The organism is Streptomyces sp. NPDC046349 (assembly GCF_055587885.1).
Genome location: NZ_JBVJFK010000015.1, coordinates 184,253 through 197,511 on the forward strand (window position 1 = coordinate 184,253; position 13,259 = coordinate 197,511).

Below are 13,259 nucleotides of genomic sequence, written 5' to 3' on the forward strand. Positions count from 1 at the left end.
GAACCCCATGAACTCCCTGACCTCCACCGCCTCCTTGAGCCTCTACCTGCTGCTCATCTGCCTCGTCGCCGCCGAACGGCTCGCCGAGCTGGTCACCGCCCGCCGCAACACCGCCTGGAGCCTGGCGCGCGGCGGCCGCGAGTACGGTCGCGGCCACTACCCGGCCATGGTCGCCCTGCACACCGCGCTGCTGGTGGGCTGCGTGGTCGAACCCTGGGCGGCCGGACGGCCGTTCGTCCCCCTCCTCGGCTGGCCGGCCCTGGCCGTCGCCGTCGCGGCACAGGGCCTGCGCTGGTGGTGCGTCGCCTCCCTCGGCCCGCGCTGGAACACCCGGGTGCTCGTCGTGCCCGGACTGCCGCTGGTGGAGCGCGGCCCGTACCGCCTGTTGCGCCACCCCAACTACGCCGCAGTGGTCGCGGAAGGGGTCGCGCTGCCCCTGGTGCACTCCGCCTGGGTGACCGCCCTCGGCTTCACCGTGCTCAATCTGGTGCTGCTGCGCGTGCGGATCGGCTGCGAGGACGCCGCCCTGACGGACGGCGGACGCCTGCGGGCGCCCGCCTCCGTCCCGTCGGCGGGAGCACCGTCGTGATCGACCTGCTGATCGCGGGCGGCGGTCCGGCCGGGCTGGCGACCGCCATCCACGGCGCCCTCGCCGGCCTGGAGGTCGTGGTGGCGGAACCGCGGCCCACACCCATCGACAAGGCCTGCGGGGAGGGCCTGATGCCCGCGGCGGTACGCCGCCTCGAGGAACTGGGCGTGTCCGTGGCGGGTCGGCCGTTCCGCGGCATCCGCTACGTCGACGGCGTGAGCGGCCTGCGGGCGGAGGGACTCTTCCGGTCCGGTCCGGGCATCGGCGCCCGCCGTACGGACCTCCAGGCCGCGCTCGCCGACCGGGCCGCGCAGCTCGGCGTACAGGTCCTGCCGCAGCGCGTGGACCAGGTGCTCCAGGGCGTCGACCACGTGACCGCGGCCGGGCTCACCGCCCGCTACCTCGTCGCCGCGGACGGCCTGCACTCCCCCGTCCGGCGCGGCCTCGGCCTGTCGGCCCCGGCGGCTCCCCGCCGTCCGGCCCGCTACGGGCTGCGCCGCCACTTCGCCGTCGAGCCGTGGAGCGACCTCGTCGAGGTGCACTGGTCGGCGCGGTGCGAGGCCTACATCACTCCGCTGGCGCCCGACCGGGTCGGCGTGGCGGTCCTCACCACCGACCAGGCGCCCTTCGACGAACAGCTCGCCCGCTTCCCGCACCTGGCGGACCGCCTGACCGGGTACGCCGACTCGCCGGTGCGCGGCGCGGGTCCGCTGCGCCAGGGGGCACGTGTACGGGTCGGGGGGCGGGTGCTGTTCGTGGGCGATGCGGCCGGCTACGTGGACGCCCTGACCGGCGAGGGGCTCACCCTGGCCGTGACGGCCGCGGGGGAACTGGTGCGCTGCGTACGGGCGGGACGGCCGCAGGCCTACGAGCAGGCCTGGCGGGACCTGTCGCGCAGCTACCGCGCGCTCACCGAGTCGCTGCTCTGGGCCCGGCGGCGGCCGCGCCTCGCCCCCCGGATCGTCCCGCTGGCCGCCCGGCTGCCACGCGTGTTCACGGGGGCGGTCAACCTGCTCGCGTGAGCAGCGCAGGCGGACGCGGCGGCACCCCGCACGATGCACGGGGTGCCGCCGCGGCGGTCGCGGCCGCAGGTCAGGCCGAACTCTCCTGACGCTTCCGCAGTGCCAGGCCGGCCAGGACCGCGCCGGCCGCCGCGCACAGCATGACGACGGCACCCGCCCAGGCCCGTGAGCCGCTCACGGTGCCGGCCAGCGGATCGAAGGCCAGCGAGCCGCCGATGACGTGCAGCGCGACCACGCCCAGGGCGGCTGCCGCGCCGGCCCGCCACACGGCCGTGGTGTCTCGCACCGCGACCAGCGCGCCGACGCCCAGGCACACCACGGTGACCAGGAGGGGCAAGAGGCCGAGGGGGCTCGCGGACGCCAGGGCCGTGAGGTCCTGCGGCACGTGGAGGGCGCCGCTGACCAGCAGGGCCAGCGCCACGGGCCAGCGCAGCACGTGCCCCGGCGCCGCTGCGCGAGACGGATGCCCGGCAGGGGCGGGCCGCCGGGACCCCACCTGGTGGGGCGCGCCGTGCAGCTCCGCGTACGGGGGCCGGTACGGCTTCTCGTGCGGCTGCTCGAGCGGCTGCTCGTAGTGCTCCGCAGGCGCCTCCGCGGCGGGTGCGCCGGCCTCGGCGGGCCGGGCGCGGCGCTGCTGCTCCGGCTCGCCGGACTCGTCCTTGCCGAGGATGGACACCAGCAGGGCGACGTCCTCGATGGACCGTCCGACGGCGGCGGCGCGCAGCGTGATGTCCGCCTCGCCCACCTCGTGCGGGGCCTCGCCCAACAGGGTGACCATCCGTTGCACGTCCTGCACCGGCCGGGTCACGGCGGCCGCCCGCAGGGCGTCCTGCCCGGCGTCGGGCAGCCGGCCGTCCTCCTTGAGGAGGCTGACCAGCGCGGTGACCTCCTCCACCGGACGACAGGTGGCGGCCGTTTCCAGGAGCGTCCGCATGCGCAGGGTGTTCGGCGCGTCGGAGTCGTCCAGGGCGTCCGCAGGGTCGGGGGTGGCGGGGCCGTCCGGGGCGCCGGGGGCGTCGGGGGCGGTGTTGTCGGGGGTCCCGTGGCGGTCTTCGTGTGGCGTCGCCGCGAGAGTGATGGGGTCATTCATGGAAAGCTCCGTTCGCCGACGCGCGGGTCTACGCAATCGCGCGCCGGTCATCGTGCGTCATGGTGAGCGCACGCTTTGTTACATTGAGTGGCACCTCCGCCCACTGCGCCATTCGGGGCGGGCAAACGGGGGTCCCGCCCGGGCCCCGAGGGAGGCGAAGGCCGTGCCCGACATGCGAGGGGTCCGACGTCGGTGCGCGCTGCTGCTGCCCGTAGTGCTGCTGCTGACAGGTGCCGCGGCCGGGCCGGCGGGGCCCGTCGTGGACACCGACCGCGGTCCGGTGCGGGGCCGGACGCACGGGGCGTACAGCACCTTCGAGGGCGTCCCCTTCGCGGCTCCCCCGACCGGGCCGCGCCGCTGGCGGCTGCCGGAGCCGGCGCGCCGGTGGAAAGGCGTCAGGGATGCGGGGGCGCCAGGTTCCCGCTGTGTGCAGCTGCCCGTGCTCGGGTCGGGCGGACCGGTCGGCTCCGAGGACTGCCTGTACCTCAACGTGACCGTCCCGACGGGCCCGGCGGCCACGGCGCGGCCGCGTCCGGTCATGGTCTGGTTCCACGGCGGCGGCTTCTTCAGCGGCTCCGGGGACGCCTACCGGCCGGACCGGCCGGCCGTCCGGGGCGATGCGGTGGTCGTGACGGTGAACTACCGGCTGGGGGTCTTCGGGCTGTTCGGCCATCCGAAGCTCGGCGGCGCCCCCGCCTTCGCCCTGGCGGACCAGCGGGCGGCGCTGCGCTGGGTGCGGGCGAACGCGGAACGGTTCGGCGGGGACCCGGGCAACGTCACCGTCTTCGGCGAATCGGCGGGGGCCCTGAGCGTCTGCGCGCACCTCACCTCGCCGGCATCGGCGGGCCTGTTCCACAAGGCGATCGTGCAGAGCGGGTCGTGCTCGACCACCACGCCGCCGTCGGCGCTGCTGCCGGGCCTCGGTGCGTACGAGCCGTTCGTACCCGCGGGCCGCACGGTCGGGGAGGGCGCCCGGGCCGCTGCCCGGCTCGGCTGCGACCGGCCGTCGGGCGTACTGGAGTGCCTGCGCGCACTGGACGCCCGTACCCTCGCGACCGCCGACCTGATGCAGCGCTTCTCCCTGGTCTCCTACGGGGACGGCGCCCTGCCCACGGAGCCGCGCCGGGCATTGCAGGCCGGACGGTTCCACCGGGTGCCGGTACTGCAGGGCACCACCCGGGACGAGATCCGGCTCTTCCTCGCACAGACCCTGGCGGCCCACCCCATGGGCGACGAGGACGCCTACCGGGCCCGGATGGAGAGGTCGTTCGGCATCGGGACGGCCCGTGCCGTGGAGGCCGCGTACCCGGTGTCGGCGTACCCGACCCCGGCGATCGCCTGGGCGACGCTGCTGACCGACGCGTCGTTCATCTGCCCGACGCTGCGGGACGGCGCGGCGCTGGGGCGGCACGTGCCGACGTACGGCTACCGGTTCAGCGACCGCGGCGCGCCCAACTTCACCGGACTGCCGCCGGTGCCGGGGCTGCCGTACGGGGCGGCCCACGGCTTCGAACTGCCCTACCTGTTCACGATCACTCCGCTGACGGAGCCGCAGCAGCGGCTCGCGGACCGGATGGCCGGCTACTGGACCGCCTTCGCGCGGACCGGCGTGCCGGCGGCGCCGGGCGCGCCGCAGTGGCCGCGCCTGGGGGCGTCGGCGCGGGTGCTCTCGCTGGCCCCCGGCGAGGACGGGATCCGGCCCGTGGACGGGCGGGCCGAACACCACTGCTCGCTCTGGGACGAGCGCTGGCCGGGGGTCACCCCTGCTGGGTGATGACCTCGTGGTCGGCGGTGCGCAGGGTCGGGGTCCCGTGGTCTCCGCAGACTCGCGGCGCCGTCGGGCGAACACGGCGACGACGGCCCGGGGGTCCCGGCAGGCGGCGCCGCCTGCCCGCCCGTGCCGGCCCCGCATCCCGCGAGGAGGGCGCGCAGGAGCCCCACCGCCGCCGCGCGGCCGGTCCTGGATACCGCTCTCCTCGTCATGGCCGTCCCCCTGGGGCCGGCAGGAGTCGCTCACGGGCCGGTGGTCTCCTCCGGACCCTCAGCCGAGGAGGAGGGGGTCACCCACGCTGACCGTTCCCGGGGTGAGGACCGTGGCGAGCACGTCGAGCCGGTTGTCGTGGGCGGCGGCGATCGCCTTCAGGACCGCCGGTGCGTGCGGGAGGTCCTGCTGGGCCTGATTGGTCATCACGCAGCGCTCGCTCGAGCGCCGGAACTCCAGGCACAGGGTGTCGCCCAGGCCGGCCCTGCGGCCGATCCACTCGTCCTCGACGAAGGGCGGCGTGCCGGGAGGCGTGCGCACGAGGAGGTTCGGCCGGAACCGGCGCTCGTCGACGGGCACGTCCGGTACCTCCCGGCGGATCCAGTCGAGGGTGGCGGTGGTGAGGACGCTGATCGGCAGCTGGTCGAAGTGCGACACCTCGCCCTCGCGGGCCAGTTCGACGTCGTCGCGGCCGAGGTAGGTGCGCAGGAAGGGGGTGGGGTCGCCCACCACACGCCCGTCGGCGTCGATGAGTTCGGGCGTTTCTTCCGCCCCCGCCGTCCCGACGCCGCGGGGGAACCGGGAGCTCAGGTGCAGCAGCCCGTCCATGCGCCGGAAGCGCCGGGTGTTCTTGCCCGAGCCGAATCTGCCGCCGCCGTCGCGTACGGCGTACAGCCGGTCGCCCACCAGACCCCGCAGGTCGACCTCCGCGCTGCGCAGCCGTTCACCACCGGTCGACTTGACCGGGTACCGCCACAACCGCTCCGTCACGCCCACGCTCTCCGTCACCGCTGCGACGGTAGTGCACCCGCCCCTGCCACCCGCCCGGGAGGGCTACCGTGAGGTCATGACCAGCTCGACGGCCCTTCCGCTCCTCTACCTCGACGTCGACGGCCCGCTCATCCCCTTCGGGGCGGGCCCGTACCCGCCCGGGGACGGGCTCCACCCCCTGCTGGCCCGCATCGACTCCGGGCTCGGGCCGCTGCTGGCGGGGCTGCCGTGCGAGCTGTGGTGGGCCACGACCTGGATGGCGGAGGCCAACGAGAGCGTCGCGCCCCGGCTGGGGCTGCCGGAGCTGCCCGTGGTGGCCTGGCCCGAGCCCTCCGACGAGGACGGGCGGGGCGGAGTCCATTGGAAGACGCCCGCCCTGCTCGACCACGCGGCCGGACGGCCCTTCGTGTGGATCGACGACGAGATCACCGACGCGGACCGGGTCCGGGTGGCCGATCGCCATCCGGGCCCGGCCCTGTTGCACCGCGTCGATCCCGGTCGGGGCCTGACCGCCGGGGACGTCACGGTGCTGCGGACGTGGCTCCGCTCGGTGTAGCCGCCCACGACGCCGCGACCAGCGAGCGTTCCGCCGCCGCCAGGTACGTGGCCGCTGCCAGCCAGGCCCGGGCGTAGCCGTCGGGCGAGGGATCGGCGAGCCGGCCGAAGGCGTCGCGCGGGCGCCGGTCGGCCTCGGCCGCCAGGGCGGCGGCCAGGTCCGCCGCACCGGTGAGCCCGGCCCGGCGCAACGGGGCGTACGCGGCCAGGGGCGCCGTACCTCGGGCCGCCTCGGCGACCGCTCGGCGGCCGCCGGCGACCCCCGTCTCGAGGAGCCGGCGCACCCGCCACAGCGGGGAGTCGGCCAGCGGGTCCGGGGCGTCGGGCGTCGGCGCGGGTCCGGGCTCGGAGGCCGGCGCGGCGGCGTCCGGCGGCGGGAAGTGCTCGCCCTGGAGGCGTTCGTAGCCGAGGTCGGCCCTGCCCAGCCATTCCGCGGGCAGCCGCAGCGTGTACGGATCGCCGGGCACCGGTCCGACGGCCACGGGGCGGAGGGTGGCGGCGCGGCCGAGCTCGGGGCGGCCCAGGACGCGCAGCCGGAGTCCGGGGTACGAGGCGATGCGCCGCAGGTTCTCGGTGTGCGGCAGCTCCGGGTGCGGGTGCGCGGGCAGCAGCCGCAGCAGCGGTGCGTGCGCCCGCGCCTCGCGGACGAGGACGTGGTCGCCGGCCGGTCCGACGACCACGACATCGCAGCCGATCAGGCCCGTTTCCGCGTCGGCCGCGCCGGCCGGGTCCGCCAGCAGCGCGGCGACGGCATCGGCCGCGGGCCGGGCGAACAGCCGGGCCGCGGGCCCGTCGGTCCACGGGGCGCCGGGCAGCGGGGTGGCCTTGACGCCGCGTCCGGCACCGAGCCGGCCCTCCGCGGAGACCGTCGCACCGACGATGCGCAGGCCGCCGCGGGCGAGGCCGGCGTGGTCGAGGGTGGCGCCGCCGAGGGCGACGGGGGCCCGTCCGGCCCCGCGGGCACGGGCCAGTCCTCCCGGGCGGACGTCCGAGACCGAGTAGCGGGACCCGTCCGGGGCCAGCAGGTGGGTGACGACGCCGCCGTAGCCGGTGGCCGAGAGGACGGGCTCGCGGCACAGGCCCTGCACCCGGAGGCTGCCGCCCGCCGTGTAGGCGCGCCGGGAGGTGCCGGTCAGTGCCGGGTCTGCCGCGCCGGAGGCCAGTACTCCGGCGGTGTGCAGGAGTTCGCGGAAGGAGCCGGTGAGGTCGCCCAGGCGGTGTGCCGTACGGCGTTCGCGGGCTGCGCGCAGGCCCCGGACGACCCGCAGGGCGGCCGCTTCGGCGCGGGGCAGTCCGGCGAGGCGGGCGGTGTGCGCGGCGCGCAGCAGCTCGGCCTGGACGACGGCGCCGCCGGCCGTGACGCCGGCCTCGAGTGCTTCGGCCGCGGCGTGCCAGAGCGCGGCCGCGGCGCCGAGCTGGGCCGCGGTGAGGACCGGCACCGGCTGTGCGGGGTCCGCCGGCTCGGCGGACGCAGCTCCTCCCGCGGATCCGGTTGCGGTGGGTCCGGTTCCCGTGCGTCCGGCTCCGGTGGGTCCGCCGGGCTCTGTCTCTTCGGCCGCCTTCGTCTGCCCGGATCCGGCGGTCACGTCCGGCTCGGGCTCGGGCGGAGCCGCGTCCGCGAGCGGGGCGGCGCCCAGTGCCGCGGCCCGGTGCAGGCAGCGGGGTGCCAACAGGCAGGTGCAGGTCGCCTGTCCTGCCTCGGTGACCGTCCCCGCCGCGCCGGGCCGCAGGGTGACGACGGCGTCCTCGCCGAACCGGAAGGTGACGCTTCCATCGGCCTCGCGGCCGGCGGCGGCCGCACAGCCGGCGGTGGCGTCGTCCAGCTTCTTGCGCAGCCGTGCGGTGAGGTTCTCGACCGCCTCGGCGAGCACCTCGGGTGCGACGGGCGGCAGTTCGGTGCTCAACGGGAATCTCCACGGAGGCGGTCGCCCACCCAGCGGGCGAGGGCGAGGGGACTGAGGGCGGCCACGGGCATGCCGGCCGCGACGAGTTGCCGCGCGACCGGGACGGAGTACCGGGGGTTTCCCGTGTCGTCGAGCGCGGCGCAGCCCATCAGGTGGGCGCCGGAGGCGGCCAGCGCGCGGACCTCCCCGAGCAGTCCGCCGATCGGCCCGCCCTCCTCGAAGTCGCTGACCACGACGACGAGGGTGCGGCTGGGGACGGTGATCAGGGAGCGGGCGTGGGCGAGACCGGCGGCGATGTGCGTGCCGCCGCCGACGCGCACCTCCAGCAGCAGCGAGAGCGGGTCGTCGACCCGGTCGGTGAGATCCACGACCTGGGTGGAGAAGGCGAGGAAGTGGGTGGAGAGGGTGGGGACGCCGCCCAGGACGGCCGCGGTCAGGGCCGACCAGATGACGGACGCCTCCATGGAGCCGGAAACGTCGACGACCAGGACGAGCCGCCAGTCGGCCTCGCGGCTCGCCCGGGTGCTGAAGACGGGACGCTCCGGTACGACGACCACCGTGCCGTCGGCCCGTCGGCGGGCCTGGGCGAGGTTGGCGCGCAGGGTGCGGGCGAGGTCGAGCGCACCCCCCGGGCGCCGGGTGGGGCGGGGTGTGGTCAGGCCGGACAGGGACGGGCGCAGCTTGGTGGCGAGCTCCTTGGAGAGCTCGTCCACCAGCCGCTTCACCAGGGGGCGCAGCCGGGCGAGTTGGGCCTCGGGCAGTCCGCCGGCGAGGGACAGGACGGAGCTCAGCAGTTCCACGGAGGGCCGCACGGCGGCCGGGTCGAGCTGGGCGAGGACGTCGTTGCGGCCTGCTTCGGCGGCACCGGCCAGCACCTCCTCCCGCACGTCCGCGCCGAACAGCGCCTCGAGCTCCTGCGACCATTCGCGGGCGGTCGGGAAGGAGGCCTCCTGGCCGCCGCTGCGGCCCGGTCCCTGACCGGTGCCGAGGTCGCCGGCCCCTTCGCCGTGCCCGGTGCCGTACAGCTCGTCCAAGGCGTGGGCGTAGCGACGGGCGTCGGCGGGGAGCCGGTCGCGTTCGCGGCCGAGGAGCAGCCGCCAGCGGTCGGCCGGGGCGAGTCGGCGGTCGTCCGCCGCCGGGGTCGGGCGGGCCGGGGCGCCGGGGACGTCCGGGGCCGGGGCCTGGTCCGCGGCCGGTTCCCGCTGCGAGGGCAGCGGGAGGGTCTTGACGGCGGCGAGCCCGGCGGCGTCGGCGGCGGCCCACAGGGCGAGCACGGCGGGCGGGGCGTCGAGCGCGAGGTCGATGCGGTCTCCCAGGCGTTCGGTGACGGTGTCCAGGAGCCGGTCGCGGGCGGCCGGCGCGAGGGCGTCGAAGCCGCCGCGCAGGGCGGGGAGACGGTCGAGGAAGTCCTGGTCGGAGAGGTGGTCGACGCGGTCGAGGAGTGGGGTGAGAGCGGCCGGCGAGGACTGCAGCAGCGGGCCGGCGGCGGTGAGGAGTCCGGCGAGCCGGCGGGACAGGGCGCGTCGGGCGTCGGCGGAGCCGGCGCTGTCGATCCATCCGGCGGCGCGGTCGCCGAGCGCCCCGGCCGGGTCGAGGTCGAGGAGGACCCGTACGGCCAGGGCCGCTCCCTGCATCAGCGGGGACGCGGAGGCGGCCAGGGCGGCGAGCGCGTCGTCCGTGCGCAGGCCCAGGTGGTGGGCGGCGGCGCGGTCGGCGAGGGCCACGAGGGCGGCGGCGTCGGCGGGCTCTTCGCTGCCGGCGAGGCCGGGCAGGCAGCGTACGGCGGCTTCGAGGAGGTCGCCGGTGAGCGCGGCGCAGGCGGCGCGGGATGAGGCGGAGGTGCCGGGGAGGTGGCCGCGGTGCAGGGCCTCCAGGAGGTCGAGGGCTTCGAGGAGTTCGGGCAGGGTCGCCGTCCGCGGCAGGGCGGTGGCCGCCTCGTGGAGGCGTGCGTCGACCAGTTCGGGCAGGTCGCACCGGGCGGCGGCGGCCAGCCCGGCGAGGATCTGCGCCGGGGTCGGCCCGCCGTCGGCGGCGGCGCGTCGGGCGGTTTCGCCGAGGGTCCCGGCTGCCGCCTGTGCGGCGGTGACGCCGCGCACGCCGGTGAGGTCGAGCCGGGCCGGGACGGAGGGCGTCCAGGACAGCCGCCACTTGGTCCCGAGGGCGGTGCCGTCGCCGGTGGCGGCGACGGTGAGGGGCTCACCGTAGGAGGCACCGCAGACGAGGAGCCGCTGGAGGAGGACCTCGCGGCGGCCGTCGAGGGCGGAGCGGAGCGGGTCGAGGCGGATCTCGCGGGGCGCTGGGTCCTCGGGGCACGGCAGGCGCAGCTCGGCGAGTTCGGCCTCGACGGAAGGGCCGAGGCCGGAGCGGGGGGCGCGCGGAGTGATCCGGCCGCGGGCGGTGCCGACGAGCACGGCTTCGAGGGCCTGGGCCAGGGCCCGGCCGCGGCCGAGGGGTTCGCCCTGGCCGAGGACGGTGGTGACCGCCTCCAGGAGCTCGCCGCGGCCGGGCGCGGGCAGCCCGCGCAAGGCAGCGAGGTCGCAGGCGAGCCTCAGGGTCTCGGCGGCCTCGCCGGTGCCGGCGGTGTGTCCGGCCCGGCGGAGCTCCCGGCAGAGCCCGGTGACGGCGACGGACGCGGCTTCCCGGAGCCGCTCCGGGTCGCCGCCGGCTTCGAGCACGGCCTGCTGCCAGAGGGGGTCGCGGATGCCGGCGGGGTATCCGGAGCGGGAGTCGAGCAGGTCGAAGGAGTACGGCACGAAGGAGGTGACGGCGGTGTCCACCGATCCCGTGGGGTCCGGCCCGGCAGCGGCGGCCCTGTTCCGGCCTCGACCCGGCGCGGCCGGGAGCGCATGAGCCGATATGGCACCGTCGGCGGCGGTCGCGGCGTCTCCGGCGGTCGCGGCGTCCGCGGCCGCACCCTGTCGGGCCGCGGGCGCGCCGTCCTCTCGGGCCGGTGCCTCCGGGTTCGAACCGGGCGGGCGGCCCGCGTCCCGGGCGGGCGCGGACTCCGCTGCGGCGCCCTCACCCGGGCGGGCCGAGCCGGCCGACCCGGTCGGGGCCGGACCGGTCGTCGGGCCCTCCCCGGGGGAGGCACCGCCGGCCGCGCCCTGCGCGGACACCTGGTCCGCACCGGCGCCCACGCCCAGGGGGTCCGTTTCGGCCGGGCCGGGCAGGCCCGGAACGCCGGCCCGGCCCTGCGCGAACGCCGCCGGCGCGAGGAGGGCGGGGGCGTGGAAGGAGCCGATGACGGCGGCCACGCGGTGGCCGGCCGCTGCGGCGCCGGCGACCACGGCGCGCATGTGGGCCTCGCGGGCGAGGTCCCGGTCCGGGACGGGGCCGTCCTCGCGCAGCGCCCAGCCGACGCCGAGGGCGGCCCTGCGTACGGCTTCGGGGGTGCAGCCCGGTGCGAGGACCTCGACGGCGCGGTCCCAGAGGCCGTCGCCGTCCCGGCCCGTGCCGGCGGCGGTGAGGGCATCCGCGAAGCCACCCGCGCGCCGCGGGCCGCCGCCCGCTTCCTGAGCGCTGTCCTGTCCGGTGGCCGGGCCCGCGTCGGCCGCCCCGGGCGGGGCGCCGGTGAGGTTGGGCTGGTCCGTCGGCGGGGACTGGTGCGGGATCTCGGGGCGCGGGGTCCAGCCGGGGTCGGACAGCGGCAGGTCGCAGCACAGGACGGCCGCGCCGCAACGGCGGGCCCAGCGGATGGCCGCCAGTTCCGGGGAGAAGTCCGCGAACGGGTAGAACGCCAGTCGGCCGTCCTGGCCGGTGCCCGCGAGGGCGACGGGGGCGACGGTCTCCGGGTCGGCCAGGTGCTCCAGCCACGGCTGGAAGTCCGCCGGGAGCTCGACGCAGACCACGTCGGCGCCGGAGGCGTCCAGCAGGGCCGGCACCACCGCGGCCAGCGCGGGACTGTGGTGCCGTACCCCGATCAGGTAGGGCTCGCGGGCCGCGGCGAGCGCGTCGACCGCGGCCCGCGGGTCGGTGTGCGTCAACGCAGGCTCCCGCGCAGGTCCCAGAGGCGGCGCCACATCGCCGAGCCGTCCTCGGCGCGGCGCCGGACCGGACCGTCCCAGTACCCCAGCAGCCTTGCGTGGTCGGCGGGGTCGTCCTTGCGCACGACGCCCAGCAGATGACCCGGCAGCAGGTCCAGCACGTCACCGTCCGGCAGGTAGGCGGCGGCGACGCCGAGCGAGGCCGCCACCTGCACGGCTTCGGCGGTCGACATGACCGTACCCGGCCGCTCCACGTCCCAGCCCTCGGCGGAACGGCCCGAGCGCAGGTCGCGGAAGACGGTGACGAGCGCGTCGAGCACGGCGTCGTCCACTCCGAAGGCGGCGCCGGCGCGCTGTACGGCGGCGACGGCCTGGCGGCGGATCAGCGCGGCCTCGGCGTCCGCGTCGGCGATCGGGCCGACGGTCTCGAAGTTGAAGCGCCGCTTGAGGGCCGCGGACATCTCGGAGACGCCGCGGTCGCGCAGGTTGGCGGTGGCGATGACGGTGAAGCCGGGGGCCGCGGAGACCACCGCGTCCTCGGTGGCGGTCAGTTCGGGCACGCTGACCCGCCGGTCCGACAGGATCGACACCAGCGCGTCCTGGACCTCGGGCAGGCAGCGGGTGATCTCCTCCACGCGGACCACGCGCCCGGTGCGCATGGCGGAGAGCACCGGGGAGTCCACCAGTGCGTCCGGCGTGGGGCCCTGCGCGAGCAGGAGCGCGTAGTTCCAGCCGTAGCGGAAGGCGTCCTCGGTCGTGCCCGCGGTCCCCTGGACCGTGAGGGAGCTGGTGCCGCAGACCGCGGCGGCGAGCAGCTCGGACAGCATCGACTTGGCGGTGCCGGGCTCGCCCGTGAGGAGGAGTCCACGCTCCCCGGCGAGGGTGACGACGCAGCGCTCCACCAAGGCGCGTTCGCCGACGAACTTGGGGGCGATGGCGAGCTTGGCCGGGAGGCCGGCACGGCGCTTGGGCAGGGCCAGTTCGGTGCCGCCGCTGCCGCAGACGAAGGTGACGACGGCACGGGGGGTCAGCGCCCAGCCGGGCGGGCGCGGACCGGTGTCGTGGGCGGCGAGGAAGGCGAGCTCGGCGGCGTGGCGTTCCTCGGCGGGCAGCACCTGCCGGGCGGCGGGGGCGGATGGTGCGGTGACGGTCATCGGGGTTCCTCTGCACGTGTACGAAAGGGGTGGTGGCGGGGGGGGGGGGGGGGGGGGGGGGGGGGGGGGGGGGGGGGGGGGGGGGGGGGGGGGGGGGGGGGGGGGGGGGGGGGGCGGGGGGGGGGGGGGGGGGGGGGGGGGGGGGGGGGGGGGGGGGGGGGGGGGGGGGGGGGGGGGGGGGGGGGGGGGGGGGGGGGGGGGGGGGGGGGG

At 77.5% G+C, this 13,259-nt stretch carries 9 protein-coding genes; 4 read left to right on the top strand and 5 right to left on the bottom strand.

What is annotated here, in order from left to right; genetic code table 11:
* The first annotated feature begins 7 nt into the window (after positions 1-7).
* On the top strand, positions 8-589 hold the full coding sequence (locus tag ACZ6JS_RS31180) for an isoprenylcysteine carboxyl methyltransferase family protein (RefSeq protein WP_469302919.1): 582 nt from the start codon (positions 8-10) through the stop codon (positions 587-589).
* Entirely contained in the window at positions 586-1,611 is a 1,026-nt protein-coding gene (locus tag ACZ6JS_RS31185) for an NAD(P)/FAD-dependent oxidoreductase (protein WP_469302921.1), read from the top strand. The genes ACZ6JS_RS31180 and ACZ6JS_RS31185 overlap by 4 nt, the downstream gene beginning before the upstream one ends.
* A gap of 70 nt (positions 1,612-1,681) precedes the next feature.
* Here ACZ6JS_RS31185 and ACZ6JS_RS31190 read toward each other — a convergent pair whose 3' ends face one another.
* Positions 1,682-2,701, bottom strand: a complete 1,020-nt coding sequence (locus tag ACZ6JS_RS31190) for a hypothetical protein (protein WP_469302922.1) — start codon at positions 2,699-2,701, stop codon at positions 1,682-1,684.
* Positions 2,702-2,873: 172 nt separating this feature from the next.
* Here ACZ6JS_RS31190 and ACZ6JS_RS31195 point away from each other — a divergent pair, with 172 nt between their 5' ends.
* Entirely contained in the window at positions 2,874-4,475 is a 1,602-nt protein-coding gene (locus ACZ6JS_RS31195) for a carboxylesterase/lipase family protein (protein ID WP_469302945.1), read from the top strand.
* A 267-nt stretch (positions 4,476-4,742) separates the two neighbouring features.
* Here the strand turns inward: ACZ6JS_RS31195 and ACZ6JS_RS31200 are convergent, their stop codons facing one another.
* Entirely contained in the window at positions 4,743-5,471 is a 729-nt protein-coding gene (locus ACZ6JS_RS31200) for an MOSC domain-containing protein (protein WP_469302924.1), read from the bottom strand.
* A gap of 58 nt (positions 5,472-5,529) precedes the next feature.
* Between ACZ6JS_RS31200 and ACZ6JS_RS31205 the strand changes: the two genes are divergently transcribed.
* Positions 5,530-6,009, top strand: coding sequence for an HAD domain-containing protein (locus ACZ6JS_RS31205; protein ID WP_469302925.1), 480 nt, complete (start codon positions 5,530-5,532; stop codon positions 6,007-6,009).
* Here the strand turns inward: ACZ6JS_RS31205 and ACZ6JS_RS31210 are convergent.
* From ACZ6JS_RS31210 to ACZ6JS_RS31220, 3 genes are read right to left on the bottom strand one after another with little or no spacing between them, the layout of a single operon-like run.
* Positions 5,975-7,912 (bottom strand): hypothetical protein, encoded by a 1,938-nt coding sequence (locus ACZ6JS_RS31210; protein WP_469302926.1) that lies wholly within the window; start codon positions 7,910-7,912, stop codon positions 5,975-5,977. The genes ACZ6JS_RS31205 and ACZ6JS_RS31210 overlap by 35 nt on opposite strands.
* Positions 7,909-11,895, bottom strand: coding sequence for a DUF5682 family protein (locus ACZ6JS_RS31215; RefSeq protein ID WP_469302928.1), 3,987 nt, complete (start codon positions 11,893-11,895; stop codon positions 7,909-7,911). The genes ACZ6JS_RS31210 and ACZ6JS_RS31215 overlap by 4 nt, the downstream gene beginning before the upstream one ends.
* A complete protein-coding gene (locus ACZ6JS_RS31220; RefSeq protein ID WP_469302930.1) occupies positions 11,892-13,049 on the bottom strand; it encodes an ATP-binding protein in 1,158 nt (385 codons plus the stop codon). The genes ACZ6JS_RS31215 and ACZ6JS_RS31220 overlap by 4 nt, the downstream gene beginning before the upstream one ends.
* Positions 13,050-13,259 lie beyond the last annotated feature (210 nt).